This is a genomic window from Roseinatronobacter sp. NSM (assembly GCF_052379845.1).
In the GTDB taxonomy this organism is placed as follows: Bacteria; Pseudomonadota; Alphaproteobacteria; order Rhodobacterales; family Rhodobacteraceae; genus Roseinatronobacter.
This window is the reverse complement of the sequence record NZ_JBQTCF010000018.1, coordinates 37,889-62,944: the sequence shown is the minus strand read 5'-3', so window position 1 is coordinate 62,944 and position 25,056 is coordinate 37,889. Positions and strand designations below refer to the sequence as shown.

Annotated in this window: 27 protein-coding genes; 10 read left to right on the top strand and 17 right to left on the bottom strand. The window is 60.6% G+C overall.

Going from position 1 to position 25,056, the window contains the following annotated elements; all coding sequences use genetic code 11:
- Positions 1-54: 54 nt before the first annotated feature.
- The 10 genes from ACTZWY_RS11300 to ACTZWY_RS11255 form a co-directional block, all read right to left on the bottom strand.
- A complete protein-coding gene (locus tag ACTZWY_RS11300; protein ID WP_444790811.1) occupies positions 55-1,098 on the bottom strand; it encodes a DUF1611 domain-containing protein in 1,044 nt (347 codons plus the stop codon).
- A complete protein-coding gene (locus ACTZWY_RS11295) occupies positions 1,091-2,122 on the bottom strand; it encodes a dipeptide epimerase (protein ID WP_444790810.1) in 1,032 nt (343 codons plus the stop codon). The genes ACTZWY_RS11300 and ACTZWY_RS11295 overlap by 8 nt, the downstream gene beginning before the upstream one ends.
- A complete protein-coding gene (locus ACTZWY_RS11290; protein WP_444790809.1) occupies positions 2,119-3,135 on the bottom strand; it encodes a histone deacetylase family protein in 1,017 nt (338 codons plus the stop codon). Before ACTZWY_RS11290 ends, ACTZWY_RS11295 begins: the two co-directional genes overlap by 4 nt.
- A complete protein-coding gene (locus tag ACTZWY_RS11285; RefSeq protein ID WP_444790808.1) occupies positions 3,132-3,620 on the bottom strand; it encodes a GNAT family N-acetyltransferase in 489 nt (162 codons plus the stop codon). The genes ACTZWY_RS11290 and ACTZWY_RS11285 overlap by 4 nt, the downstream gene beginning before the upstream one ends.
- Positions 3,613-4,539 carry a 3-keto-5-aminohexanoate cleavage protein gene (locus tag ACTZWY_RS11280; RefSeq protein WP_444790807.1) on the bottom strand — a complete coding sequence of 309 codons (927 nt, stop codon included), beginning with the start codon at positions 4,537-4,539 and terminating at the stop codon, positions 3,613-3,615. The genes ACTZWY_RS11285 and ACTZWY_RS11280 overlap by 8 nt, the downstream gene beginning before the upstream one ends.
- Before the next feature lie 4 nt (positions 4,540-4,543).
- Positions 4,544-5,890 carry an aminotransferase family protein gene (locus tag ACTZWY_RS11275; RefSeq protein WP_444790806.1) on the bottom strand — a complete coding sequence of 449 codons (1,347 nt, stop codon included), beginning with the start codon at positions 5,888-5,890 and terminating at the stop codon, positions 4,544-4,546.
- A gap of 4 nt (positions 5,891-5,894) precedes the next feature.
- On the bottom strand, positions 5,895-6,968 hold the full coding sequence (locus tag ACTZWY_RS11270; RefSeq protein ID WP_444790805.1) for an ABC transporter ATP-binding protein: 1,074 nt from the start codon (positions 6,966-6,968) through the stop codon (positions 5,895-5,897).
- A 107-nt stretch (positions 6,969-7,075) separates the two neighbouring features.
- Entirely contained in the window at positions 7,076-8,218 is a 1,143-nt protein-coding gene (locus ACTZWY_RS11265; RefSeq protein ID WP_444790804.1) for an ABC transporter substrate-binding protein, read from the bottom strand.
- Between the two features lie 38 nt (positions 8,219-8,256).
- Positions 8,257-9,042: an ABC transporter permease gene (locus ACTZWY_RS11260; protein ID WP_444790832.1), complete on the bottom strand. Its 786-nt coding sequence runs from the start codon at positions 9,040-9,042 to the stop codon at positions 8,257-8,259.
- A gap of 35 nt (positions 9,043-9,077) precedes the next feature.
- Positions 9,078-9,944 carry an ABC transporter permease gene (locus ACTZWY_RS11255; protein ID WP_444790803.1) on the bottom strand — a complete coding sequence of 289 codons (867 nt, stop codon included), beginning with the start codon at positions 9,942-9,944 and terminating at the stop codon, positions 9,078-9,080.
- A 106-nt stretch (positions 9,945-10,050) separates the two neighbouring features.
- Here ACTZWY_RS11255 and ACTZWY_RS11250 point away from each other — a divergent pair, with 106 nt between their 5' ends.
- Positions 10,051-11,043 (top strand): LysR family transcriptional regulator, encoded by a 993-nt coding sequence (locus ACTZWY_RS11250; RefSeq protein WP_444790802.1) that lies wholly within the window; start codon positions 10,051-10,053, stop codon positions 11,041-11,043.
- Between the two features lie 48 nt (positions 11,044-11,091).
- Here the strand turns inward: ACTZWY_RS11250 and ACTZWY_RS11245 are convergent, their stop codons facing one another.
- On the bottom strand, positions 11,092-11,373 hold the full coding sequence (locus ACTZWY_RS11245; RefSeq protein ID WP_444790801.1) for a DUF2218 domain-containing protein: 282 nt from the start codon (positions 11,371-11,373) through the stop codon (positions 11,092-11,094).
- Positions 11,374-11,484: 111 nt separating this feature from the next.
- Here ACTZWY_RS11245 and ACTZWY_RS11240 point away from each other — a divergent pair, with 111 nt between their 5' ends.
- The 5 genes from ACTZWY_RS11240 to ACTZWY_RS11220 all read left to right on the top strand — a co-directional run bounded on the left by ACTZWY_RS11240 (position 11,485) and on the right by ACTZWY_RS11220 (position 15,641).
- On the top strand, positions 11,485-12,387 hold the full coding sequence (locus tag ACTZWY_RS11240; RefSeq protein WP_444790800.1) for a siderophore ABC transporter substrate-binding protein: 903 nt from the start codon (positions 11,485-11,487) through the stop codon (positions 12,385-12,387).
- Between the two features lie 9 nt (positions 12,388-12,396).
- Positions 12,397-13,371, top strand: coding sequence for an ABC transporter permease (locus tag ACTZWY_RS11235; RefSeq protein ID WP_444790831.1), 975 nt, complete (start codon positions 12,397-12,399; stop codon positions 13,369-13,371).
- Entirely contained in the window at positions 13,364-14,308 is a 945-nt protein-coding gene (locus ACTZWY_RS11230; RefSeq protein WP_444790799.1) for an iron chelate uptake ABC transporter family permease subunit, read from the top strand. The genes ACTZWY_RS11235 and ACTZWY_RS11230 overlap by 8 nt, the downstream gene beginning before the upstream one ends.
- The gene (locus ACTZWY_RS11225; protein ID WP_444790798.1) at positions 14,305-15,066 is read left to right on the top strand and encodes an ATP-binding cassette domain-containing protein; all 762 of its coding nucleotides are present in this window, start codon (positions 14,305-14,307) and stop codon (positions 15,064-15,066) included. The genes ACTZWY_RS11230 and ACTZWY_RS11225 overlap by 4 nt, the downstream gene beginning before the upstream one ends.
- Positions 15,067-15,146: 80 nt before the next feature.
- Entirely contained in the window at positions 15,147-15,641 is a 495-nt protein-coding gene (locus tag ACTZWY_RS11220) for a MarR family winged helix-turn-helix transcriptional regulator (protein WP_444790797.1), read from the top strand.
- A gap of 113 nt (positions 15,642-15,754) precedes the next feature.
- Here the strand turns inward: ACTZWY_RS11220 and ACTZWY_RS11215 are convergent, their stop codons facing one another.
- The gene (locus tag ACTZWY_RS11215; protein ID WP_444790796.1) at positions 15,755-16,537 is read right to left on the bottom strand and encodes a Bax inhibitor-1/YccA family protein; all 783 of its coding nucleotides are present in this window, start codon (positions 16,535-16,537) and stop codon (positions 15,755-15,757) included.
- A 136-nt stretch (positions 16,538-16,673) separates the two neighbouring features.
- Positions 16,674-17,645 carry an NADPH:quinone oxidoreductase family protein gene (locus ACTZWY_RS11210; RefSeq protein ID WP_444790795.1) on the bottom strand — a complete coding sequence of 324 codons (972 nt, stop codon included), beginning with the start codon at positions 17,643-17,645 and terminating at the stop codon, positions 16,674-16,676.
- 357 nt (positions 17,646-18,002) lie between these two features.
- On the opposite strand from ACTZWY_RS11210, the gene ACTZWY_RS11205 reads away from it, so the two are divergent.
- Positions 18,003-18,356, top strand: a complete 354-nt coding sequence (locus tag ACTZWY_RS11205) for a helix-turn-helix domain-containing protein (RefSeq protein WP_444790794.1) — start codon at positions 18,003-18,005, stop codon at positions 18,354-18,356.
- A gap of 87 nt (positions 18,357-18,443) precedes the next feature.
- Positions 18,444-19,253 carry an inositol monophosphatase family protein gene (locus tag ACTZWY_RS11200; protein ID WP_444790793.1) on the top strand — a complete coding sequence of 270 codons (810 nt, stop codon included), beginning with the start codon at positions 18,444-18,446 and terminating at the stop codon, positions 19,251-19,253.
- 11 nt (positions 19,254-19,264) lie between these two features.
- On the opposite strand, the gene ACTZWY_RS11195 is transcribed toward ACTZWY_RS11200, so the two are convergent.
- Both ACTZWY_RS11195 and ACTZWY_RS11190 read right to left on the bottom strand, forming a co-directional pair.
- The gene (locus ACTZWY_RS11195; protein ID WP_444790792.1) at positions 19,265-20,026 is read right to left on the bottom strand and encodes an alpha/beta fold hydrolase; all 762 of its coding nucleotides are present in this window, start codon (positions 20,024-20,026) and stop codon (positions 19,265-19,267) included.
- A gap of 88 nt (positions 20,027-20,114) precedes the next feature.
- On the bottom strand, positions 20,115-21,359 hold the full coding sequence (locus ACTZWY_RS11190; protein WP_444790791.1) for a SpoIIE family protein phosphatase: 1,245 nt from the start codon (positions 21,357-21,359) through the stop codon (positions 20,115-20,117).
- Positions 21,360-21,548: 189 nt separating this feature from the next.
- On the opposite strand from ACTZWY_RS11190, the gene ACTZWY_RS11185 reads away from it, so the two are divergent.
- Positions 21,549-21,875 (top strand): Hpt domain-containing protein, encoded by a 327-nt coding sequence (locus ACTZWY_RS11185; RefSeq protein ID WP_444790790.1) that lies wholly within the window; start codon positions 21,549-21,551, stop codon positions 21,873-21,875.
- A 60-nt stretch (positions 21,876-21,935) separates the two neighbouring features.
- On the opposite strand, the gene ilvA is transcribed toward ACTZWY_RS11185, so the two are convergent.
- Both ilvA and ACTZWY_RS11175 read right to left on the bottom strand, forming a co-directional pair.
- Positions 21,936-23,183: a threonine ammonia-lyase IlvA gene (gene ilvA / locus ACTZWY_RS11180; RefSeq protein WP_444790789.1), complete on the bottom strand. Its 1,248-nt coding sequence runs from the start codon at positions 23,181-23,183 to the stop codon at positions 21,936-21,938.
- Positions 23,180-23,605 (bottom strand): acyl-CoA thioesterase, encoded by a 426-nt coding sequence (locus ACTZWY_RS11175; RefSeq protein ID WP_444790788.1) that lies wholly within the window; start codon positions 23,603-23,605, stop codon positions 23,180-23,182. The genes ilvA and ACTZWY_RS11175 overlap by 4 nt, the downstream gene beginning before the upstream one ends.
- A gap of 133 nt (positions 23,606-23,738) precedes the next feature.
- Here ACTZWY_RS11175 and ACTZWY_RS11170 point away from each other — a divergent pair, with 133 nt between their 5' ends.
- On the top strand, positions 23,739-24,977 hold the full coding sequence (locus ACTZWY_RS11170; protein ID WP_444790787.1) for an argininosuccinate synthase: 1,239 nt from the start codon (positions 23,739-23,741) through the stop codon (positions 24,975-24,977).
- Positions 24,978-25,056 lie beyond the last annotated feature (79 nt).

The following is a 25,056-nucleotide window of genomic DNA, read 5'->3' as shown; positions in this document are numbered from 1 at the left end:
ATTCCCGTGATCCGGTTTGCCCGCATGTGATCGCGCGGTTTTGCGCCGCACGCGCTACCTCGCGCCCCCTGTCACCGCCAGCGACAGTTTGTCAGCCCCGTGGCGCACAGGATCGGTTGCGGGCAGTCCGGTTTGATCCTCGACCGCGTCAAGGGCTGCGCGGGCTGCAGATTCGGACAGGCGCGCCGTGTTCAGGGCAATGGCCACCACTTTGGCCGCAGTCAGCGCCCCGCCTGCGCGCGCCACGGCTTCATTCAGGGCAATGACATCGCGCAGGGGCGGAATGCGCACGCTGTCCAATTCGTCCAGTGTTTCCATGCCCGCCCGGTGGCACAGCACCATATGGGTGCAGGCGCTGCCGCGCATCAGCGGCAAGGTGGCCGTGCTGCCCGGATGCAGCAGCGACCCTTGCCCTTCAACCACGACGATGTCATGCGCCGCCGCCTCCAGCACCATGCGTTCCACCGCGCCGCCTGCATGGTCCACGCGGATGGCGTCCAGCGGAATGCCGCGGCCGGTAATCGCAATCCCCGTCTGGCCCGTGGCCAGAAACGCTGCGTCATGGCCCATGGATTGCAAGCTGCGCGTCAGTTCCAGACCGGCGGTCATTTTGCCAATGGCCATATCGGTGCCCACCATCAACACGCGCGTATTGTTCAGCGCCGCCGCACGCGCCATGGCGATGGGGGGCGCATCGCCCTGTGGCACGCGCAAATCCCAGACCCATTGCCCCGCGCGCAACCTGTCCGCGAACATGGGCTGAAGGCGGTCATGCATGCCGTTGACAAGGTTCATCCCGCCGTCGATGGCCGTTTGCAAGACGCCCTGCCACGCAACGGGCAAGCGCCCGCCGGACGGCGCGGTGCCCAGCACCAGCACGGATGCGCCAAGCGCCTGCGCGTCTGACACTGCCGCAACGATGGGTACATCGCTGTCCAATGTGCAAATGTCGCGCACGCGCTTTCCGGCCTGCGTGCTGTCGATCACCGCCACCACCGGATTGCGCCCATAGCGCAAGATACCTTCGGCCATTTTGGCGTTCAGGCTGCCCATGGTCGCTTCGGCAAACAGCGCGATGGGGTGTGTGGGGTCAAGCATTCAGGCATCCTCCGTGGCCGGGCCGGTCTTCGGGCAGGGTCACACCATCCATAAAGGGCGCGCCGCTGGCCGGGTCGGGATCAAGATTAAGGTGGGAATCAAGGTCGATATAGTCAAACAGCGCTGAAAGTGACGCGCCCGCAGCAATGGCCACAGAGCTTTCGCCCATGCAGCCGATCATGGTTTTCAGCCCATGCGCGCGGGCCGTGGCGACAATGCGCAGCGCTTCTGTAATGCCGCCCGCCTTCATCAGCTTCAGGTTCACCCCGTCCACACACTGCGCGAAGGCGGGAATGTCGCTGGAAAACCGGCAGGATTCATCAACAAATATTGGCAGGGCGCGGGACCGGAACAGGTCGGGCAACTGGTCCTCGGCGCCCTGAACAAGGGGTTGTTCCACATATTCCACGCCGCGCTTGGCCAACCAGTCCATCATGTGGCGCGCATCACGCAGCGACCAGCCGCCATTGGCGTCCACCCGCAGGGCCGCGCCGCTGCCTGTGGCCGCGTCATGCACTGCCGTGAACATGGCCTTGTCCGCGTCAATGCCGTCTGTGCTGCCCAGTTTTACCTTCAGCGCACGCGCCCCGCGCGCCAGCAACAGGGGCACACGGTCAGACACCACATCTGGCGGGTTGATGCCCACAGTCAGCGATGACACAACGCCCCGCCGCGCCAGCCCCAACAGGCTGTATAGCGGCATATTCGCCTGTTTGGCGCGCAAATCCCAAAGGGCCATGTCCAGCGCCGCCAGCGCACATGCGCCAACACCGCCCGCATGGGCATGCGCCCAGATGTCATGTATCGCGCCCTCCAGCCCGGTTGCGCAGAACGCTTCCAGTTGCGTGCGCCCCTCTGCTGCAGTTGCGGCGCCTTCGGTGTAGCCGGGGGCCATTTCGCCCCAACCTGTCAGCGTACCATCACTGACCGAGACAAACAGGTTCTCGTCGCCCAGAATTTCACCGCGTGAAATCCGCAAGGGAAAGCGCTTTTTCAGATACAGCGTGTGAAACTCGATCTTCATGAAACCCCACCCAGAAAAGCTGACAGATTATCGGCCAGCGCGTCACTGACATAGCCGCCTTCCTGCACCAGCACCAGCGGCAGGCCCAGCCCCGCGATGGCACCCGCCATCGCCTGAAACCCCGGCGTCGTGAGTGCCAGGCCCTTGAACGGGTCGTCCACATGCGCATCCAACCCCAGCGCCACGACCACCACATCGGCCCCAAACGCGCCTATGCGTGCCAGTGCCGTGTCCAGCGCGGTCATATAGCCCGCGTCATCCGTGCCGCGCGGCAAGGGCAGGTTCAGGTTGCACCCCATCCCGCGCCCTGTGCCGCGTTCCTGCGCAGCCCCCCAGAAGAAGGGATAAAAGCGGTCGGGGTCTGCATGCAGCGACACGGTCAGCACATCATCGCGCGCATAGAAAATGCCCTGCGTGCCATTGCCATGATGCACATCGACATCCAGAATGGCGGGCCGCAACCCGTTTGCGCGCAACCGTTCAGCGGCAATGGCCGAATTGTTCAGAAAGCAGAACCCCCCCGCCAGATCGGCAAACGCATGATGGCCGGGCGGGCGCGACAGCACATAGACCGCCTGTTCCCCGCCCGCGACCAGATCGGCCCCTGTGATGGCTGATTGCGCCGACCAATAGGCCGCATCCCATGTCTTCGGGCCAATGGGGCAGGCCGTGTCAGCCTGATGATAGCCTGCCTGCCCGATGGCGGATTTGGGGTAATTATCGCTGCGTGTGGCGGGGTGGATATTGGGAATCACCTCTGGCCCCGCATCGGGGATACGCTGCCAGCGCGGATAGATGGTGCGCAGGAAATGCAGGTATTCCGCGCTGTGAATGGCGGCAATCGGGCCAAGCCCTGCATCCTGCGGGGGGGTGAATACGCAGCCTGCCGCCTGTGCGCCTGCCATCAGGCGGGCAATGCGTTCGGGCGCTTCGGGGCTGGGATAGATCTTGCCATTGGCCATGAAATGGCGCGGGTCATGCAGGCGCTGTCGGTCGTCGAATATGGCTTTCATGCGGTCCTCTTGATCAGATCTGCAACGCCTTGCGGGCCAAGGCGCATTTCCTGCATGCCCTGCGTGGGGGCAAACCCCAGCCGCTGGTAGAAGGCTTGTGCCGAATGGCTGTGGTCATAGACGGCCAGCTTCAGCCATGTCGCCTGCCACTGCGCCGCGCCCGCACGCGCCACCTGTGCCAACAGGCGTGCGCCAAGCCCCTGACCGCGGGCCTGCGCACTGACCCACAGATCGGACACATACGCCCCGGCCCCGCCGCGAACAGTTGAGAACACAGGGCTGTAAAGCGCTGCGCCAAGCGTCTGGTCGCCCTGCAACGCCAACAGCCCATGCGCGGCAGGCTGCGCGCCCAGCAGGCCGCGCGCCAGCGTGGCGCTGTCGGTGGCGTAGCATTCGCCTATGTCGGCGCTTAATGTGCGCAAGGCCGTTTCAAGCCGCGCCAGATCATCTGCACCCGCGACGCTGCGAAACGCGATGTCAGCCATTGATCTGCCCCGCCCCTTTCAGCCCCAGCATGGCGCGCACCTGATCAGGCGTCATGACAACGCGGCCCAGCCGTTCCACAATCTCGCGGATTTTGGCCACCTGTTCGGCGTTGCTGTGCGCAAGCTGGCCGCGCGCAATGGTCAGGCTGTCTTCCAGCCCCACGCGCACATGCCCGCCCATGGCGGCCGCCATGGTGACCAGCGGCATCTGGAACCGGCCCGCCGCCAGCACGGAAAACAGATAGTCCCCCCCGAACAGCTTGTCTGCCATGCGCACCATATGCGCCAGGTTTTCTGCGTCCGGCCCCATGCCGCCCAGCACCCCGAACACGAACTGGATGAAAAAGGGCGGCTGTATCAGCCCGCGATCGGCAAAATGGCGCAGCATATACAGATGGCTCAGGTCGTAGCATTCGAATTCAAACCGCGCGCCGCGCTCCTTGCCCAGAGTGTGCAGGATGCGGGCAATGTCGCGCGGGGTGTTCTTGAACACCAGATCATCGGTGTTTTCCAGAAACGGCTGTTCCCAGTCATGCAGCCACGCGCGGTCCCGCCCCAGCATGGGGTATAGCGCGAAATTCATCGTGCCCATGTTCAACGACGCCATTTCCGGCGCAATTGCCAATGGGGCGGCCAGCCGGTCATCCAGCGACATGACCGCGCTGCCACCTGTGGACAGGTTCAGCACGGCGTCCGTGCCGCGGGCCAGCGCAGGCACAAACCCGTTGAAATCCTCCAGCGCCGCCGATGGCTGGCCTGTCACCGGATTGCGCGCATGCAGGTGCAGGATGGCCGCGCCCGCCTGCGCGGCTTCCAGCCCCTGTTGGGCAATCTGCGCCCCCGTGACAGGCAGGTAGGGCGACATGCTGGGCGTGTGAATGGACCCGGTCAGCGCGCAGGTGATGATGATACCCGACATGCGTTTACCCCATTTCCGCCAACGCCAGATCATCGCGCAGTCTGGCCAAGGCCATGTCCAGCGTCTCGGTCATCTCGTCCAGATGCTGCTCAGACACGATCAGCGGCGGGCAAACCATGATATGGTCGCCCTCCAGCCCGTTGCGGGTGCGGCGCGAATAGACAATCAACCCCAGTTCAAAGGCAATATCCACCAGCCGCTGGTGGGCATTCAACCGTGCGGGCAGGGGGGCTTTTGTCACAGGGTCGGCCATCAGTTCAAACGCCAGCAACAAGCCTTGGCCGCGCACATCGCCAATGACCGGATGGCGCGCAGCCAACCCGTCCAGCCGCGCGCGCAACGCAGCCCCCATCACCTGCGCATTCTGCACCAGCCCTTGCCGCGCGATTTCGTCAATCACCGCCGCGCCCGCCGCACAGGCCAGCGGATTGCCCGCATAGGTGAACCCGTGCAGGAAGCCGCCCCCCTCCAGCACCGCGCCCACCAGATCGTCGCGCGCGACAATGGCACCAAGGGGCACATATCCGGCCGCAAACCCCTTGGACAGCACCACAATATCGGGCGACAGGCCCCAATGCTCCAGCGCCAGAAACCGCCCTGTGCGCCCTGCGCCCGTCATCACCTCGTCCAGGATCAGCAGCACCCCGTAGCGGCGGCAAATTTCCTGCACGGCTTGCATATAGCCCGCAGGCGGCACCAACGCGCCAGTCGACGCACCGCCAACAGGTTCAACAATGAAGGCCAGCACTGTGTCCGGTCCCTGCGCCAGAATTTCCGCCTCCAGCATGGCGGCATAGTGCGCGCCCGTGGCGGGGTCGGCGGGGTCCAGCCCGCCCAGATAGGCGCGCGGGGCCGGGATTTTGGGCATTGCGCGCATCATCGGGGCAAAAGGGTCCGTCAGCGGCGCATAGCCCGTGATGGACAGCGCCCCCAAGGTGCATCCATGATAGGACGGGGCGCGGCTGATCACCTTCCAGCGCGCCCCTTGCCCCACCGCCAGCGCATGCTGGCGCGCCAGTTTGATGGCAGATTCCACCGCTTCCGACCCGCCCGAGACGAAGAACACCTTGTTCATCCCCGCAGGACAGAGTGCGGCAGTCCTGGCGGCCAGCGCTTCTGACGCCTCGGTTTCAAAATGCAGCCGGTAGCCAAAGGTTGATTTTTCCATCTGGCGGCGCATGGCGTCCAGAACGTGCGGGTTGGAATGCCCGATATTGCACACCATCGCGCCGCTTGACCCGTCCAGATAGCGCTTGCCGTCCACGTCCCACATATAGACGCCGCGCGCTTGGTCCAGCACGGGGCGGCGCTGGCTGGACTGATAGAAAAGATGGCTTTCGGGCTTCATCATGGGGCTATCCGGGCAATGCCGCGCAATCTTGCGGCCTGAGTGTCATGTGAACCTGCGCGCCCGCACTGAAGGGGCGGTCTTCAATCATGTTGATGGCCTGAAGCTGCATGTCGCCCGCACGGATGAAATAGCGCACCGACTGGCCCAGATAGTCCACGGTTTCAATGGTGGCGGGGGCACTGAACACCCCGTCCGGGGGCTGGGCGTCGCGCAGCAACAGCTTTTCGGCGCGAATGACCAGCTTGGCCGCGCCTTCGCCCGCAAGATGGGGGGCCTTGGCGGCAGGGACTCGCACTTGCCCGAACACAGGCACCTCCAGCACGGCCCCTTCCGGCCCGCGCGACACACAGCGCCCTTCCAGAATATTGGACGCGCCCAGAAAACGGGCCACGAATTCGCTTGCAGGGGTGTTATACACATCTTCGGGGGCACCGACCTGTTCAATGCGCCCATTGCTCATGACAACAATCTGGTCGGACATGGCCAGCGCTTCGGACTGGTCATGCGTCACGAAGACAGTCGTCACGCCAATACGCTCCTGAATATTCTTCAACTCCACGCGCATGTCTTCGCGCAGATTGGCGTCCAGCGCCGACAACGGTTCATCCAGCAACAGCACATCGGGTTCAATGACAATGGCACGCGCCAGCGCAATGCGCTGTTGCTGCCCGCCTGACAGCGCCTTGGGGTAACGGCTGCCCAGATGCGGCAGTTGCACCAGCTCCAGCGCATCCCTGACACGCCGCCCAATCTCGGATTTCGCCACATCGCGGTAGCGCAACCCGAACGCCACATTCTGCGCCACAGTCTTATGCGGGAATAACGCGTAATTCTGAAACACCAGCCCCAGATTGCGCTTGTGAATAGGCACGTCATTGACGCGCCTGCCATTGATAATGATCTCCCCCTCAGTCGGGTCCAGCAACCCCGCAATCATGCGCAATGTTGTCGTCTTGCCGCAGCCTGATGGCCCCAGCAATGTGGTGAAACCGCCCTCGGGTATGGTCAGCGATGTTCTCTCGACGGCTGTAAACGTGCCGAAACGCTTGACGATATTCTTCAGACTGACTGCGCCCATGACCTGCCTTTCGTGGTGGGAAAACCGCCTGAACATCCCGCGGCTTTCCCTTCATCTTGCCGGAAATACTCCGGGGGGTCCGGGGGGCTGGCCCCCCGGCCTGTGCACTAGAAACCGCGCTGGACGCGGGCGAAGGTTTCGGACCATTCGGCCTCATTGCCATTCCAATAGGTGGGGTTGGCGAAGGTCAGTGCGTCCAGCGTGCCGCTGGGGTCATAGGCGGGCAGGGTCGGAATCTTGCTGCCCAGATCCACCTTGGTGCCGTCCAATGCGGGCGGGTAATTCTGCCCTTCTGCCACGGCAATGGATGTTTCTGGCGCCAGCATGAAGTTCAGCAATTCCTCGCAGGCCTCAACCGGGGACCCTTTCAGAACGAACAGACATTCCTGCCAGCCAAAGCTGTTGGGCGGGTCATAATAGCCAATGTCATGGCCCTGTTCCTGCAAGGCCGCGATGCGGCCCGACCAGCCTTCGGTTACATAGATTTCTTCCTCGGCCAGCAGGCTCATCAGTTCCGCACCCGACCCCCAGTATTTCAGTGCAAGGTCACGGTGGGTGCGGATGGCGTCCCATGCGGCGTCCATGTCTGAAATGTCATTTGGGCTTTGACCGGTTTGCAGCGCTGCATACCACAGCCGCGTGCGCCAGTCGGTCCAGCCGCCGATCTTCCCCTGATAGGCCGGGTCAATCAGGATGGACGCGCCTTTTTCGCGGATTTCCTCATCCGAGATATAGGCCCGGTTATAGGCCAGCCCCGTGGTTCCATAGTTATAGGGCACTGCGGACAGATGGTCCGGCGTGATTGCGCGGAAGGCATTGGTCAGCGCATCCATGACCAGTTCCATGTTTGGAATGTTGTTCAGGTTCAGTTCTACATCCAGTCCGAAATTCACATAGCGGGCATAATCGAACACGCCCGATAGATGGGCGATGTTGTATTCCCCTTCGCGCGATGACCGAACCTGCGCAAGGTATTCGTCGCCGCCCGCAAAAGTGCCGTCAACCACATTGATGCCGGTTGCGGCTGTGTAGGGGTCAAACGCGTGGCGGCGGAACGCCTCGGACACCACGCCGCCCCACCCATCGAAGCGCACTTCGCTTACGTCCTGCGCAAAGGCCATGCGCGCAAAGGGGGTTTGCACACCATAGGCGACACCGGCAGCCCCGATCAGGCCCAGAAAGCTGCGCCTGTCCAGATCACCGTTGCGGTAGCGATCCAGCAGGCGCGCGTAACGTGTTGTATTGTCCATTGTCTCTCTCTCTCCTTGTCGGTTGGGGGGCGCGGTTCTTACATGCCGCGTTTTATGGCGATGGTGCGCGCAATCGCAGCGCCCAGCAGCGGCAGGCCTACGGTCATGACAATCATGACTGTGCCCAGCGCGTTGATTTCGGGGCTGATGGAATTGCGCAGCATTGAAAAAATCTGCGTTGGCACAGTTTCCACCCCGCCGGGTTTCCAGAACAGCGTGCCGGTGATGTCATCAAAGGAAATGGTGAAGGCGAACAACGCGCCCGCTGCCACAGCCGGGGCCAGCAGCGGAAGGGTGACGGAAAAAAACGTCTGCACAGGGGACGCCCCAAGGCTGAGCGCGGCTTCTTCCACATCGCGCCGGATGCTGACCAGCCGCGCCTGCACCACCAATATGACGAAAGGCAGTGTGAAAATGACATGTCCCGCCAGCAGAAGCGCGAAGCTTTTGCCAATGCCCAGCCAGTTCAGGAACAACAACAGCGCCACCGCCAGCACCACTTCGGGCACCAGAATGGGGGCAATCAGGATCGTGGTGATCAGGTTCTTGCCCGGAACCGCATAGCGCACCAGCGCCAGGCTGGCCAACACCCCCAGCGTGGTGGAAATCAGCGCCGTCAGCAGCCCAAGGATGATCGAGGTGCGAAAGGCGCGCATGACCGCATCATTGTTCCAAAGCGCCTCGAACCAGCGCAGGGAAAGACCGGTCATGGGAAAACTGCCGAACTGGTTCTGGTTGAACGACAGCAGCACCACCACCGCAACAGGCAGGAACATGAACAGATAGACCCCGACTGTATAGGCGCGAATGACCGACCAGCCGATATTTCCGCGCCCCCCTGTATTGCGGCCCCCGCCCATTATCCAAGCCCTTTCGTCAGTTGCGACATGCCCAGAAAGCGGTTGTAAACGGCCACCAGCGCGCCCAGCACCACCAGCAGCAACAGTGACAGCGCCGACCCCATCGGCCAGTTCAACTGCGTGATGATGGCTTCAAACACCAGATTGGCGAACATCGCATCGCGTGGCCCGCCCAGCACCAGCGGCGTGATATAGGTGCCCGCCCCCAGCACGAAACACAGCAATCCCCCCGCCGCCAGACCGGGCAACGACAATGGCAGGGTCACTTGCAAGAAGGCCTGCCAGCGCGTGGCCCCCAGCGATGTGGCCGCGTCTTCCAGATTGGTGTCGATCCCGTCAAGGCTGACATAGATATTCAGCACCATGAAGGGCAGCAAAAAATGCACCAGCCCCAGAATGACAGTTGCTTCATTATACAGCATCTGAATGGGGGAAGATGTGATGCCTGCAGTCATCAACAGCGTGTTCAGCGCGCCGGAACTGCCCAGAATGTTGATCCAGCTCATCGTGCGGATGATGTAGCTGATCCAGAAGGGAAGCATCAGCAACAACAGCAAAATCAGTTTGTTCCCGCTGGACCGGGTAATGAAATAGGCGGCCGGATAGCCCAGCAGCGCACAAAAGAACGTGGTGATCGCGGCAATTTTCAGGGTGTTGAACAAGATGTAGCGATAAAACGGGTCTGTCAGTGCGCGCTGCCAATTGTCGATATGGAAGCCCTGAATGTCTGGCCCGACCGCAGAGCGCAGCCAGAAGGAATAGACGACAATGAATACCAGCGGCACCACCAGTAGCACCAGCACCGCCCCAAGTGCGGGCGAAAGTAATATCCACGGTTGCCGTTTTTCACGGGCTTCAACAGACATCAATGCGTCCCTGTCAGGCCATCGGAAATCCCTATCTGTAAGTGATTGCAAATGTGGGGTGCATAAGGCAAATTAATAAATGGAATAATGATTATAGGTATTATCAATGGCCTATGCGGATGACAGCGACCGCCTGACGCGCGAACTGGACTGGAATCTGCTGCGCAGCTTCATCGTGATGGCCGAAGCGCGGTCCATCACGGATGCCGCGCAGCGCTTGCGCCTGACCCAGCCTTCGGTTTCGACCGCGTTGAAGAAGCTTGAAGACCGGATTGGAAAGCGCCTGATAGATCGCGCGCCGGGGCGCTATGAACTGACGCGCGCGGGCGCGTTGCTGTATCGGGAAGCTGTGGAAATACACGGTGCGGTGCACCGCCTGTCAACGCTTATGCGCGATATGACCGATGAAATTACAGGCCATGTGCGTATCGCGGTGGCCAGCCATGTGGTTTGCCCGTTATTTGATGATGTGCTGGCAGCGTTCCACGCCCGCCACCCGCGCGCGACCTTGTCGATATCTGTTCTGGGGTCCAGTGCGGCGCTGGCCAGTGTTTCGGCGCGGACCGCTTCTTTTGCGATTTGCCTTGTGCACCGGCGGGACCCGAAAATTGAATATATGCGCCTGTATCGGGAATTTTTCGGCCTGTTCTGTGGCCCGCCGCATCCGTTGTTCGGGCGCAAGGGGCTGCGCCAGAAGGATCTTGCGGGCCATTCCGCGGTCAGTTTCGAAACCGACAGGCTGCATGATGCGCTGCGCTCCGTCACGTTGCTACGCGCCGAGTCGGAGTTGCGCGAACGCATTATCGGCACATCCAGCCATCTGGAAGAAGTGCGGCGCATGGTCATCGCGGGGTTGGGAATTGGTCCTTTGCCATTGCATGTCGTGGCGCGCGATGTGGCTGACGGGCTGCTGTGGCGCCTGCCGCCCTATTCCAACCCGCCCGCCATTGACGTGCATCTGGCATGGAACCCCAAGGCCGCGCTGAACCGTGCCGAAAGCGCGTTTCTGGCGGCGCTGCAACACGCAATCGGCGCGGTCCCCATCACGCAGCGGACCTATGGCTTGGACGAGGACGCCACCACACCCACGCCAGCCTGACGCCGCACATCACGTAGAACAGGCGCGGCGCTTGGCGTCGGTCCGGGGTTATTCCCAGTCCATGGTCTTGAATCCTTCGCGGAAGGCGAAGCGTTCAAGATGGGTATCGACAATGGATTTCGCGCGTTCCAAATCTTCAGGGCTGGAGGCGGCAAGGCTTATGCGCAGGCTGTGATCTGACGCCGCCATAATGCAAGGTCCGGTGGGAAGCGTTGCCTGCGCGCTGGTTTCATCGAATGTAACTGCGATTTTATGGGCAAAATGCTTGCAAAGCTGCTGAAGATAGGCGCTGGCCTTCAGTGTCGGGAAATGTCCGGTTGCTTCTTGCATGTATTGCATCTTCTGAATTCCTGATTTATTTGCTCGGACATAAGGATGACAAAAATCATCGGGTATGTCCAGCCGCCGCCAGACAGTCCGGGCAACAAAAGGAATACCCCCATGAAGACAATGCTTTGCACAGCGGCAGTGTGTCTGGCCCCCCTTGCTGGTGCGGCGCAGGACGTGACGGTTGAAACGCATGCTGGCCCTGTCACGCTGCAACACGCCCCCCAGATTGTGGTCGCGCTGGACCTTGCCGCGATTGACGCGCTTGCGGCGCTGGATGTGCCCGTCGCGGCGGTGCCCGCCATTGCCCCGCCCGCCTATCTGGCGGGGGTCATGGCCGGACTGCCGACAGTGGGCAGCCTGTTTGAACCCGATTTCGAAGCACTGGCCGCTTTGGGGCCGGACCTGATTGTTGCCGGCGGACGGTCACAAGCGCAGGTGGGCGCGCTGTCGCGTATCGCGCCGACAATTGACATGACTATCCTGAATGATGACCTGATCGGGCAGGCGCGCGCGCGGGTGTTGGCCTATGGCACAGTGTTTGACAAGGAAGATGCCGCTGCCGCATTGGTCCGTGATCTGGATGATGCGCTGGTAACAACGGCTGACGTGGTGTCGGGCAAGGGCAATGCGCTAATTGTGCAGACCAATGGCGGGAAGCTGTCGGCCTATGGCGCAGACAGCCGTTTTGGGTGGTTGCACCGGGCTGTGGGCCTGCCCGAAGCCTTTGACGGGATCACGGCCGAAAATCACGGCGAATCCGTGTCTTTCGAATTCATTGCCGAAGTGAACCCCGACTGGTTGCTGGTGCTGGACCGTGCGGCAGCCATCGGGCAGGAAGGCGAAGCTGCGGGCGTGACACTGGACACCCCGCTGATTGCGGGAACAACTGCAGGCCAGCGCGGACAGATTGTCTATCTTGACGGGGGCGCAATCTATCTGGCGGGCGGGGGCATTCAGTCCCTGCAGGTCGTTCTTGGCCAGATCAGGGCCGCGTTTGACGGGTCTGGCAGCTGACAGGTGCGCCTGTTTCTTCGCGCCCTGACCGGGGGGCTGACTGGCGGGCTGATCTGGGGCCTGACCGGGCTTGCCGTGCTGGCCGGGGCAAGCCTGCTGGTGGGGGCCACCAATTTATGGAACACGCAGCTTGATGCGGGCATGGTGCTGGCCATCAGCCGCGTGCCGCGCACGCTGGCGGCCATTCTGGCGGGGGCCGGTCTGGCGCTGGCGGGGGTGGTTGTGCAGCAAAGTGTTCAGAACCGGCTGGTTGACCCCGGCCTGATCGGCACACCGGAAGCCGCTATGCTGGGGCTTCTGGCGGTCACGTTGCTGGCCCCGGGCGCGGCGCTTCTGGTCAAGATGTCGGTTGCGTCGGTCAGTGCGCTGGCGGGCACTGCGGGGTTTTTCGTGTTGGCGCGGCTGGTGCCCCGGCGCGACCCCATGCTGTTGCCGCTGGTGGGGCTTATTTACGGCGGTATCCTTGGGGCGATGGCGCTATGGCTGGCCTGGATGAGCGATCTGGTGCAATTCATGGGCATCTGGCAAACAGGCGAGTTTTCGGGCGTGTTGCGCGGGCGCTATGAATTGCTGTGGATCATCGCGGCGCTGGCGGTGGTGCTGTTCATTCTGGCCGACCGGATAACCCTGTTGGGGCTGGGCGAGGACTATGCCCGCGCGCTGGGCCTGAACTATCTGCAAACGGTGCTGTTGGGCCTGGGCTGTGTCGCTGTCACCTTCGCGGTGGTGGTGGTGACTGTGGGGGCCATGCCCTTTGTGGGCCTTGTGGTTCCCAATATTGTGTCGCGCTGGCGCGGGGATAATCTGCGCCGGAACCTGCCATGGGTGGCGCTTCTGGGGGCGCTGTTCGTGCTGGGCGCGGATCTTCTGGGGCGGGTGGTGCGCTGGCCATATGAAATACCGGCGGCAACCATTTTCGCGGTGCTGGGTGCGGGCCTGTTTTTGTGGCTGCTCAACAGCAGGAAGGCGCGCCAGCATGGCTGAACGTCGTCTTGTTGCGCTTGGGGTGGTGGTGCTGGGGCTATGCGCGGTGTTTTTGCTGTGGAACCTGCGTGCGCCCGTAGGCCTGATTTTGGAACTGCGGGCCGAAAAACTGGTGGCGCTGGTCATGGTGGGGGCTGCAACCGGGGCCGCAACTGTCATTTTCCAGACCATCGCCACCAACCGGCTGCTGACACCGGGGATTGTGGGGTTTGACGCGCTGTTCGTCTTTGCCCAGACCATGCTGGTTCTGGCGCTTGGCGGGGCGGGGTATGTGGCGCTGGCGGGCGCGGTGAAATTTGTTGTGGAAGCGGCCGTGCTGATGGCGGCGGCCATGGCCCTGTTTGGCATATTGTTCCGCAAAGGTGCCGAAGACATCATCCGCATGATCCTGACCGGCGTTATTCTGGGGGTGTTGCTGCGCGGGCTTGCGGGGTTTGCACAGCGCTTGCTGGACCCGTCAGAATTCGCGGTTGTCCAGCAGGCCAGCATTGCCAGTTTCAACGCTGTCGACCCCGAGATGTCGGGCATTGCCGCCGCCGTGCTGACCTGTGGTCTGGGCGCGGCGCTGTGGCTTGCGCCCCGGCTGGACGTGGCGGCGCTGGGGCGGGTGCAGGCGCGGGTTCTGGGGCTGGACCATGACCGGCTGGTGTTGACAAGCCTTGGTGTGGTGGCGGCGCTGGTGGCTGTGTCCACGGCCCTTGTCGGGCCTGTCACCTTTCTGGGGTTGCTGGCGGCCAGTTTCGCGCATGCGCTGCTGCGGGACCACCGCCATGTTGTGCTGATACCAGCGGCGGCCCTGATGGGGGCGGCCATTCTGGTGGCGGGTCAGGCCCTTTTCGAGCGCGTTCTGGGCCTGCAATCGGCGCTGGCGGTGATTGTGGAATTTGCAGGCGGGCTGTTCTTTCTGGCCCTTGTTCTGGGAAGGCGTGCAAGATGATCAATATTCAAAACCTGTCTGTGTCGCGCGACGGGGTGCGCATTTTGCACGATGTCACGCTGACTGTGCCCCCGGGGCGGCTGGCGGCGATCATCGGGCCGAACGGGGCGGGCAAGTCCACGCTGTTGCATTGCATGGCGGGGTTGTTGCCCCCCGAGTGTGGACAGGTGCAGATCAACGGCCAGAATATTCATGCGCTGCGCGAAGCCAGCCGCGCGCTGATCCTGGCGCTGCTGACCCAGTCGCAGGGCGCTGTTCCCCGCCTGAGCGTGCAGGATCTGGTATCCTTCGGGCGCTGGCCGCATCATCGTGGCAGGCCCACGGCCAAGGACCGCGCGATTACAGCCGAGGCATTGGCGCGTTTTGATCTGCGCCAACTGGCCGCGCGCAGCGTGGAAACCCTGTCGGGCGGGCAGCGCCAGCGGGCATTCGTGGCCATGGCCTATGCGCAATCCACACCCTGGATGTTTCTGGATGAACCGCTGGCGGCGCTGGACCCGAAATATGTCCGTGACATCATGGACAGGCTGCGTGCCATGACCGGAGATCAGACCGGACAACGCAGCATTGCGCTGGTTTTGCATGACCTGTCGGTGGCCGCGCGCTATGCTGACTTCTGTATCGCCATGAAGGCCGGGCGCATCATTGCTGTGGGGCCGTGGCATGAAACTGTGACGTCTGATCTGCTTTCCAAGCTGTATGACACCCCCTTGCGGGTGGCGCAGCTTGACGGCGTGCCGGTGGTGATGGGACTGTAGCGCATGGCGGTTGCGCGCCAGCGCTGACATTGGCCAAGGCCCGCGCGAAACACCCGTCCGCACGACCACAGAGAGGCAGCATGCGCCACCCCGACGACCCAGCCGCGCCACCGGTTCATACCCCACAGGACCGCTACGGCGACAGCGACCCGCAAATTGCTTATTTCCGTGTATATTTTGCCCTGATGCGGATCAACAGAACCCTGATGCCCCCGATTGAAGCAGCCTTGCGCGCGCAGGGCATTGCTGATCCTGTCTGGTATGAAATATTATTAGCCGCCGAGGAAGCGGGCGAGAACGGAGTGCAGATGCTGGACTTGCAACGCCGCCTGTTCCTGCCGCAATATACAGTGTCACGCCATATCGCGCGCATGCAAAAAGCCGGGCTGGTTCAGCGCAAGGCCGCATCCGGCAAGGGGCGGGGACAGACAGTCTTTGTGACCGATGCGGCCCGCGGGGTGCATGAACAGGTGTGGAAAGAATATTCCCGGCAGGTCCGCGCGGCGCTGGAAACGAAACTGGACACACAAAGTGCCTATGCGCTTTTGGACATGCTGAACCGTCTGTATCCATAGGGTGGGGCGCTGTGTCGCAGGGCGCGCGTGTTCCCAAAGCCGGACATCGTTGCGCACAACAAAAAGGGCCAGCGTTTCCACTGGCCCGTTCAACGGTTTTTGCGATGCAAGGATTATTCTTGCTGGCCCATGAACATCAGCAGAAACTGAAACATGTTCAGGAAGCTGATATACAGGCTTAGCGCGCCATCGATGGCGGCCTTGTCCAGCCACTCCTGATCGCCTGCCATGGCATGCGCGACATAGTCACTTTTGATTTGCTGGGTATAAAATGCCGTCAGACCAGCAAAGATCAGAATGCCGATGGCCGAAATTGCAAACATCATTGCAGGGCTTGCAAGGAAGATGTTGATCACCATCGCCACAATCAGGCCAATAACACCCATGATCAGGAAAGTGCCCATGCCGGACAGGTCTTTTTTGGTGGTGTATCCCCACAGGCTAAGCCCGCCAAACGCAATTGCAGTCACAAGGAATGTCTGTGTGATCGAATAGCTTGTGAACATCAGGAAGATGGAGCTGAGCGACAGGCCGATCGCGCTTGCGAAAACGAAAAAGCCAAGCTGCACCCCGGCGGCAGATGCGCGACGCATCAGCGCGCCCCACCCAAACAGGATGAACGCCAGCGGGGCAAACATGATCACCCAGCGCAGTGGCGACAGGTAAATCGCGCCCCCAAGGCTGTTCAGCAGCGTGCCATTGGGCAGTTGCGCCACAGCCGCATTCGGGTCTGTGGTAACGGCAAGTCCCGAAATGGCCCATGCCGCGGCAGCCGTAATCAGCATGCCAACAGACATGGTTCCGTAAACCTTGTTCATATGGGCGCGCAAACCCGCGTCAATCTGTTCAGCGCGAGCGCCACTCGTCTGAGCGCGCATCGTGTTGAAATTGGCCATTTTCACCTCCGGTTAAAAAAAAGCGCGGGTGCCCGCGCGGTCCTGCATGGAATATCGTGTCGAATGCCACGGAATTCAAGCATTTCCGGCATGACCTGAACAGGATTTGATCGGGTTTCGCCCGTGTGCCCCGATCCTATGCGCTTCCCGCTATTGAAATGACCACTTTCCCTGTGGATTTGCGGCTGCGCAACAGCTCGAACCCGTCAAACACCTGCTCAAAGGGCATGATATGGCTGACATGTGGTTTGATACGGCCTTGGGCATACCAGTCAAACACCTCCAGCAAGCTGTCGGCCAACGCCTTGGGGGCAAAATTCAGGTAGCCCCCCCAATACAACCCCATGACTGTCAGGTTTTTCACCAACAGAATATTGGCTGGAAACTGCGGCACTTTGCCCCCTGCAAACCCGATGGCCAGAAAGCGCCCTTCGGGGCGTAATGCGCGCAGTGCTTCGCTGGCCATCGGCTCTCCTATGGCGTCATAGACGACATCGACCCCGCCCAAGTCCTTCAGGGTGCTGCGCAAGTTCGTCGTATCGCTGTCCAGACAGATGGCCGCGCCCGCGCTCTTTGCCACCTGCAATTTCTGTGCGCCCCGTGCAACTGCAACGACACGCGCCCCCATTTGCGCGCCAATCTCCACTGCGGTCAACCCAACCCCGCCTGCGGCCCCCAGAACAACAAGTGTTTCATTTTGTTGCAACCGTGCGCGGTGGGCCAAGGCCAGATGCGATGTGCCATAGGCCACCAGAAAACCGGCGGCATCGGTCAGCGACATTGCGTCGGGCAGGGGGATACAGCGCTCTGCGGGGCACAGCGCAACTTCGGCCAGACCACCCAGACCCGTGAATGCCGCAACCCGCTGGCCCACTGCAAACCCCGTCACATTCGGGCCAATGGCGCGAATCGTGCCGGAAATTTCCATGCCCAATGTAGCAGGAAGGGGGGGGCGCTCCTGATATTGCCCCTTAACCATAAGCAAATCAGCGAAATTCAGGCCGCATGCGGCAACATCGACCGTCAGTTCGCCCGGTCCCGGAGCGGGTGTCGGAATATCAGCGAAGACCGGATTTGATTCGGTGGTTTCAAGGCGAACTGCGCGCATCACGGTGTCCTGTCGTTACCATTTTGGGCAATCTTACCGAAGTGACGGGGACGAACAAGAGCTTCACCAAGCGCGGTATTCGCAATGCGCTTCATTCAGCCTTAAGTTGTTTGCAAAATGCAATGCAATTTGCGAATTTTCGAGAAATCGTCGGGATTGAAACAATTGATCAACCCTTTTGGCGCAACATACCTTACACCGATGGTTGAGCTTGCCGCGCCAGAGTTCGTGTCGCCCGACCCAGGGCCGTTAAGTTGCGGCAAGCTTGCCATTTGGACTTTCATGTTTGGTTTCAGGGCGTTGATGCTTTGGTTCATACGAATACGAGTAAACAAAAAATAAGGAACGGGGAATACAATGTCGCATCCTGTTGATCTTCATGTCGGGCAGCGTATCAGGCAACGTCGTTGGGCTGTAGGCATGACCCAGCAGCAGCTTGCGGAAGTTGTTGGTATAAAATTCCAGCAAATCCAGAAATACGAAACCGGCATGAACCGCGTTTCCGCGTCCAGATTGTGGGATATTGCGCAGGCGCTGAAAGTGCCCATCACATTCTTTTTTCAGGATGTGACACAGGAACAGGCCAGCCAGCATGACGACATGCTGTCAAACAAGGAAACGCTTGATCTGTTGCGCACATATTACGCAATTCCCGAAAATCAGCGCAAACGCCTGTTTGAACTGGCGCGTGCATTGGGGGAAGCGGCCTGATTCTAACGCGCAGGGGCAGGACGGCGCTTGCGGTCCGCGGGGGGGCACGCCAATAAGGGGGGCCGTTCCCGACACAAGGACACCGGGGTGAAAAACCGATCTAACCTTTCCGCAGCGGAAAAAGCCCAGCTTCTGGACCTGATACACGCGTTCGCTGACAGCGCGCGATCCGAGACACTTCGCTATTTCCGACAGCCGGAATTGGCAGCCGAAAACAAGTCCGGCGATGGGTTTGACCCTGTCACCATCGCTGACCGCGCTGTAGAACAGCTTATCCGCGACAGCCTTGCCCGCTTGCGCCCGCAGGACGGGATAACAGGCGAAGAATTCGGGCCGGTTCCCACATCTTCGGGCCTGACATGGGTTATCGATCCCATTGACGGAACGCGGTCTTTTCTAAGTGGAACGCCATGTTGGGGGGTTCTGGTCGCGGTTGCGGATGATCAAGGGCCATTTCTGGGGGTGATCGACCAACCCTATATTGGGGAACGCTTTATTGGCGGTCTTGGTGTGGCGCAGGCGACTGGTCCCCATGGCACCACAGCCTTGCACTGTCGCAATACGCGGGTTTTGGGCGATGCGATCGTGTTTTCGACATTTCCCGAAATCGGCACCGAAGCGGAGCGCGCCGCGTTTCAACGGGTGTCGGCCGCCTGCCGCCTGACGCGCTATGGCATGGATTGCTACGCATATGCGCTTCTAGCGCTGGGCCAGATCGATCTTGTGATCGAAGCAGGGTTGAATGCCTATGACATTGCAGCCCCGCTGGCCGTGATCGAAGCTGCAGGTGGTGTGGTGACCGACTGGCAGGGCGCGGCGGTCGGCCAAAGCGGGCAGGTTATCGCGGCGGCAAACCCGCAGATCCACGCCCGCGCGCTTGCCTTGCTGTCTGCGTAAACGCCGCGCGCTTACGTTCCTGCGGCGTGCGTGTTGGCGGATACGTCTTCTATTGCCGCGGCAATCAGGCCCAGACACCGTGGCGTTGAAAACCTGTGATCCACATCCTTTACCAGCCGCAGGTCCATATCCGGGCAATCTGCATGGTCCATCAGGCGCAAGGGAACGGAAACATCCACCGCCTCATCACGGGTACCTTGCAGCAAACGCACCGCGAAGGGCAGGGGCAGCGCGTCCCGCAGAACCAGATGACGCTTTCCATCCTCGAACAAGCGGCGCGTCAGAATATAGGGCTGGTCGTCATGACCATGCGCAAGCCTGGTTTGCCCGGTCTGCAAAACCTGCTGTTGCTGCACTGCTGACAGCTGGGGCCACATGCTGTCTTCGGTGAAATCCGGCGCGGCGGCCACACCGATAAACGCCTGCACGCGCGCAGGCATCTTGCGCGCAACAAGCAAGGATATCCATCCGCCCATGGACGATCCCACCAGAATTTGTGGCCCCGTGGTCAGCCCCGCCAGCACAGCCATCGCATCCTCTGCCCAGTCGCCGATGCAGCCATCCGTAAAAGCGCCCGAACTTTGCCCATGCCCCGAATAGTCGAACCGCAAGAACGCCCGCCCGGTCCTTTTGGCCCATTCTTCCAGAAACAGCGCTTTGGTGCCTGTCATATCCGATTTGAACCCACCCAGAAAAACGACCCCCGGCCCGTGGCCTTCTGTGCGAACATAGGCCAAGGATCGTCCCGTCGGGGATGTCAGGACTGCGCTCATGAATGCTCCTTGGTGTGGCAGATATTTCTTGAGCCAGTCTTGCCGCAAATCTTGCCGAAGGCAAGCCCGCCCCCCCCACAACTGAGGTTCAGGCCGTCGTGCCGGGGGCAGCATAATCATGAAATTCGAATATTACGCCGGACACGTCATCGCTGAAGTCATCCTTGCCCGCCCATTTGCCCAAGTTCCATTTCAATGCGTCCAAAAAATCAAGGCCGCGAATGTCAGCCAGCTTTTCCATCATCTGGCCCAGCCTGTCCTGCCCGAATTCCTGATCCGACGGATCGGAACATTCGGTCACACCGTCCGAATACAAAAACAACCTGTCCCCCGGGGCAAGGGTCACTGTAAAGCTGGAATAGCCGGCATGCGGGATCAACCCTACAGGTAGCCCCCCGTCACCCACAAATTCCACCTTGCCGGATTTGCGCTGCACGGCGGGATGCGGGTGCCCCGCTTGCACAATGGTCGCGCGCCCGGTGGCAAGGTCCAGATCCGCATAGGCAAGGGTCAGGTAGGTTTCCGTTTCCATTTCGCTAAGCATAAGATCATTCATGCGCGCGGCAACGTGTTCGGGTGCGCAGGCGGTTGTGACGCCGCTATGCGGATCAAGCGACAGCGCAATATTCTGGCTTTGCGCCCCTTCGGCGAACAAGGCGCTGATTCGCGCGCTAAGCATGGCAGCGGCGACACCGTGGCCGGACACATCGATTGAATATATGGCGATTCTGCTGTCCGAAATTCGGAAGCTGCCAACCAGATCGCCACCGACATGCCCCGAGGATTGCAGCAAAAGCGCCAATTGGCTGGTGCCATATTCCCGGAACCGTTCTCGAATCAGGGCATGTTGCAGTTTGCGCGCCTGTTGAAGATCGCGTTCCAGTGCGTCATGCACTTGTTGCAACTGCCGCAGGGCTTTGCGCACCTCGCGTTCCATATCCAGCAGGCGTTCACCCGCGCTGATTCTGGCGCGCAGTTCCATCGTGGAGACAGGCTTGGTCAGAAAGTCATCAGCACCAACATTCAACCCTTCAGCCACGGCAGTTTTGTCGTTTTTAGACGTAAGAAGAATGAAATAGCTGTAAAAATCGTTCTGACGCGCGCGAAATGCCTGACAAAACTGAAGGCCGTTCATTTCCGGCATCATCCAGTCTGACAAAACAAGGTCGAAATGGGTTTGCGCGCATAGTTCCAGCGCTTCCTGCCCCGAGGCCGCTTGCGTTGTTTCATACCCCCAACCCTGCAGATGCCTTGAAAAAATAAGGCGTTGCGCACGACTGTCATCGACAATCAAGGCACGCTTTCGGGCTGGTTTTCCAACTTCAGAAACCATACGCTTGCTGACATCTGTTTCCAAAAAACGCCCCGGGGTAGCAGTGACTGTCAAATTCGCATCCCGTGAAAAGTCGCATCCCCAGTTTAATAACAGGTGAACCCCAAGACGATTTTTCTGCCCCGCCAGATTACTCGCCGTTAAGAAAATACCTTTATGCAATGGCCAATCGGAGTGAAAGGTGGACCCGTGATAGACTGGAAGCGTGTTCGGGAATTATACGATGAAATCGGCGAAGAAGCCTTTGAAGAAGTGCTTTCGCTGTTCGTAGAGGAAGTGGATGAGGCCCTTGTGCGCCTGCAGGCTGCGCAGACGCCCGCAACCCGCATGGCCGAATTTCACTTTCTGAAAGGGGCCGCGCTGAACCTTGGGTTGCAGGAAATGGCAACCTGCTGTGGTCAGGCAGAAGCGGCTGCCAATGACGGCATGCCAACAGACACCGACCGCGAAATTGTCCTGTCGGATTTTCCGACGGCCATTGCCCTGTTGCGCGACGGCTGGCGCGCCCAGCTCTGAGGGTGCGCGCGCGTGTCGCGCATCACGAACTGGCCGCGTTTGGCGGTGGTGGGCGCCGCTTCAAATTACAAAATTTGCGATCACTTCATCATTGGTGATGTCGGTGAAGGTGAACCCGTGCTGTTCCATCCGCGCAAACAGGCTTGCAAAATTCGCGGGGTCCGTCGTTTCAATCCCCAAAAGCACAGTGCCAAAATTCCGGGCGGTTTTCTTCAGGTATTCGAACCGCGCAATATCATCATGTGGGCCAAGGATACCCAGAAAATCCTTCAACGCGCCGGGGCGCTGGGGCAGGCGCAGCAACAAGTATTTCTTGGTTCCAGAAAAGCGCATGGCGCGTTCCTTGACTTCGGGCAGACGCTCAAAATCGAAATTCCCCCCTGACGCCACGCAAATAACGGTTTTGCCCTGTATTTGCGTGGCCATATCCTGCAGCGCATCAAGTGACAGCGCGCCTGCGGGTTCCAGCACAATGCCGTCATGGTTCAGCATATCCAGAATCGTCACGCACACCCTGTTCTCGGCCGCCAGCAAGACGTGTTCTGCGCGGGTGTCGCGCAGCTTTTCGAATGTGCGCGCCCCGATCCGCGCCACTGATGCGCCATCCACGAACGTGTCCAGCTGCGGCAGGGTCACCGGCTTGCCTGCTGCCAATGCCGCCGTAAGGCTTGCGCCGCCCGTGGGTTCCACATAGCGCAGCGCAATTTCAGGGGCCGCCAGCTGCAGATAGGCTGACATCCCCGCCCCCAGCCCCCCGCCGCCCACTGGCAGGATCAGTATGTCAGGGGCACGGCCCAACTGCGCCAGCACCTCGACCGCGACGCTGGCTTGTCCTTCAATCACATCATCATCATCGAAGGGCGACAGGAAATGCGCCCCTGCGTCGCTGCAAAAGCGCTGCGCGGCATCAAGGGCCTGATCGAAGATATCCCCGGTAAGTCTAATATCGATATTCGGCCCGCCAAAGGTGCGGGTCTTCATGATTTTTTGCTGCGGCGTAGTGACCGGCATGAAAATTGTGCCCTGCACCCCGAAATGACGGCACGCGAAGGCCACGCCCTGCGCGTGGTTGCCTGCGCTGGCGCATACGAAATGGCGTTGGTTGGGGAAGGCGGCCATGCGCTTGTGCATGGCATTGAACGCGCCACGAATCTTGTAGCTGCGCACGGGTGACAGGTCTTCGCGCTTCAGCCAGATATCGGCCCCGTAGCGCTGCGACAGGTGATCATTGCGCAACAGCGGGGTGGGGGGGAATACGTCGCGCAACGCGGCTGTGGCGCGGCGCGCATCTTGCAGGAAGGATGTCATGACGCAACCAGCCAGCGTTGCAGCTTCTCGCGGATATGCCGGGGCATCGGGGCGGATGCGCGGGTTTTGGGGTCGAAAAACACCTCGACAACGTCACATGTGGCGTGCAATGCGCCCGTATCTGCATGCAGCATGCGCAGATGGAAGGCGCAGCTTTTGGTGCCAATACGCGCCACCGCGCCATCAATCATGATCAGGTCACCCGCCTGCAATTCCTGAACAAACCGCGTTGTTGCCTGCGCCGTGACTGTGTGCACCGCGTGCTCCGTCAACATCCGGCTATAAGGCAGGTCCAGCGCGGTCCACATGTGATAGCAGGCATCATCAAAAAACGGCGCGTAATGGCGGACGTTCATATGCCCGAAATGGTCATGGTGCCATGGATGAATGACCCCGCGCAATAGGTCCAGACGGTTTTGCATATGACCTCCGACAGCCCGCTTTGCATCTAGGCATATCACATCTGTGGCGCAGCATAACCCCCTCCACTCTTGCAGCACTGCGCCAAAGCCAATAGACGAAAGCAAAACCACCCATCCAACCGGAGTTGCCGTCATGTGCGCCAAACCCAATGCCCCCAAGAAAGTCGTGCTTGCCTATTCCGGCGGGCTGGATACCTCGATCATCCTGAAATGGTTGAAAACCGAATATGACTGCGAAGTCGTGACCTTCACCGCCGATCTGGGGCAGGGTGAGGAACTGGACCCCGCGCGCAAAAAGGCCGAATTGCTGGGTGTTGCGCCAGAAAACATCTTTATCGAGGATCTGCGCGAAGAATTCGTGCGCGATTTCGTCTTCCCCATGTTCCGCGCCAATGCTCTGTATGAAGGGCAATATCTGCTGGGCACCTCTATCGCGCGCCCGCTGATTTCCAAACGCCTTGTGGAAATCGCCGAAGCCACCGGCGCAGATGCGGTGGCGCATGGCGCAACCGGCAAGGGCAATGATCAGGTGCGTTTTGAACTGGCGGCCTACGCGCTGAACCCCGATATCAAGGTGATTGCGCCCTGGCGCGAATGGGACCTGACATCGCGCACCAAGCTGCTGGAATTCGCAGAAGCCAACCAGATCCCCATCGCCAGGGACAAGCGCGGCGAAGCGCCCTTCAGCGTGGATGCCAACCTGCTGCACACATCCTCAGAAGGCAAGGTTCTGGAAAACCCCGCCGAGGACGCGCCCGATTACGTCTATCAGCGCAGCGTAAACCCCGAAGATGCGCCCGACACACCCGAATTCATCGAAGTCACGTTCAACAAGGGCGATGCGACCGCGATCAACGGCGCTTCAATGTCGCCCGCCACCCTTCTGACCGCGCTGAACGAGTATGGCCGCAAACATGGAATCGGGCGGCTGGATTTCGTGGAAAACCGCTTTGTGGGCATGAAATCGCGCGGGATCTATGAAACACCGGGCGGCACCATCTTGTTGGAAGCGCATCGCGGAATCGAACAGATCACGCTCGACAGCGGCGCGGGCCACCTGAAAGACAGCCTGATGCCGCGCTACGCGGAACTTATCTATAACGGGTTCTGGTTCTCCCCCGAACGTGACATGCTGCAGGCCGCCATTGACAAAAGTCAGGAACATGTGACTGGCACTGTGCGGTTGAAACTGTACAAAGGGTCTGTGCGCACAGTCGGGCGCTGGTCCGATCACAGCCTGTATTCAGAAGCGCATGTCACTTTTGAAGATGATGCAGGCGCGTATGACCAGAAGGATGCAGCGGGCTTCATCCAGCTGAATGCGCTGCGTCTGAAATTGCTTGCAGCGCGCAACCGGCGGCTGAAGGGCTGATCGCAGTCCTGTTTCATCTTGCCAAAAATACTCTCTCGCCGAAGGCGCCCTGCCTTCGGCCCGACACCCGGGAAAAGGG

Bases quoted from the DNA above. Each gene is read 5' to 3' on its own strand.
- ACTZWY_RS11300 (WP_444790811.1), bottom strand. From the start codon at position 1,098: ATGCTTGACCCCACACACCCCATCGCGCTGTTTGCCGAAGCGACCATG.
- ACTZWY_RS11295 (WP_444790810.1), bottom strand. From the start codon at position 2,122: ATGAAGATCGAGTTTCACACGCTGTATCTGAAAAAGCGCTTTCCCTTG.
- ACTZWY_RS11290 (WP_444790809.1), bottom strand. From the start codon at position 3,135: ATGAAAGCCATATTCGACGACCGACAGCGCCTGCATGACCCGCGCCAT.
- ACTZWY_RS11285 (WP_444790808.1), bottom strand. From the start codon at position 3,620: ATGGCTGACATCGCGTTTCGCAGCGTCGCGGGTGCAGATGATCTGGCG.
- ACTZWY_RS11280 (WP_444790807.1), bottom strand. From the start codon at position 4,539: ATGTCGGGTATCATCATCACCTGCGCGCTGACCGGGTCCATTCACACG.
- ACTZWY_RS11275 (WP_444790806.1), bottom strand. From the start codon at position 5,890: ATGATGAAGCCCGAAAGCCATCTTTTCTATCAGTCCAGCCAGCGCCGC.
- ACTZWY_RS11270 (WP_444790805.1), bottom strand. From the start codon at position 6,968: ATGGGCGCAGTCAGTCTGAAGAATATCGTCAAGCGTTTCGGCACGTTT.
- ACTZWY_RS11265 (WP_444790804.1), bottom strand. From the start codon at position 8,218: ATGGACAATACAACACGTTACGCGCGCCTGCTGGATCGCTACCGCAAC.
- ACTZWY_RS11255 (WP_444790803.1), bottom strand. From the start codon at position 9,944: ATGTCTGTTGAAGCCCGTGAAAAACGGCAACCGTGGATATTACTTTCG.
- ACTZWY_RS11250 (WP_444790802.1), top strand. From the start codon at position 10,051: ATGGCCTATGCGGATGACAGCGACCGCCTGACGCGCGAACTGGACTGG.
- ACTZWY_RS11245 (WP_444790801.1), bottom strand. From the start codon at position 11,373: ATGCAAGAAGCAACCGGACATTTCCCGACACTGAAGGCCAGCGCCTAT.
- ACTZWY_RS11240 (WP_444790800.1), top strand. From the start codon at position 11,485: ATGAAGACAATGCTTTGCACAGCGGCAGTGTGTCTGGCCCCCCTTGCT.
- ACTZWY_RS11230 (WP_444790799.1), top strand. From the start codon at position 13,364: ATGGCTGAACGTCGTCTTGTTGCGCTTGGGGTGGTGGTGCTGGGGCTA.
- ACTZWY_RS11225 (WP_444790798.1), top strand. From the start codon at position 14,305: ATGATCAATATTCAAAACCTGTCTGTGTCGCGCGACGGGGTGCGCATT.
- ACTZWY_RS11220 (WP_444790797.1), top strand. From the start codon at position 15,147: ATGCGCCACCCCGACGACCCAGCCGCGCCACCGGTTCATACCCCACAG.
- ACTZWY_RS11215 (WP_444790796.1), bottom strand. From the start codon at position 16,537: ATGGCCAATTTCAACACGATGCGCGCTCAGACGAGTGGCGCTCGCGCT.
- ACTZWY_RS11210 (WP_444790795.1), bottom strand. From the start codon at position 17,645: ATGCGCGCAGTTCGCCTTGAAACCACCGAATCAAATCCGGTCTTCGCT.
- ACTZWY_RS11205 (WP_444790794.1), top strand. From the start codon at position 18,003: ATGTCGCATCCTGTTGATCTTCATGTCGGGCAGCGTATCAGGCAACGT.
- ACTZWY_RS11195 (WP_444790792.1), bottom strand. From the start codon at position 20,026: ATGAGCGCAGTCCTGACATCCCCGACGGGACGATCCTTGGCCTATGTT.
- ACTZWY_RS11190 (WP_444790791.1), bottom strand. From the start codon at position 21,359: ATGGTTTCTGAAGTTGGAAAACCAGCCCGAAAGCGTGCCTTGATTGTC.
- ilvA (WP_444790789.1), bottom strand. From the start codon at position 23,183: ATGACATCCTTCCTGCAAGATGCGCGCCGCGCCACAGCCGCGTTGCGC.
- ACTZWY_RS11175 (WP_444790788.1), bottom strand. From the start codon at position 23,605: ATGCAAAACCGTCTGGACCTATTGCGCGGGGTCATTCATCCATGGCAC.
- ACTZWY_RS11170 (WP_444790787.1), top strand. From the start codon at position 23,739: ATGTGCGCCAAACCCAATGCCCCCAAGAAAGTCGTGCTTGCCTATTCC.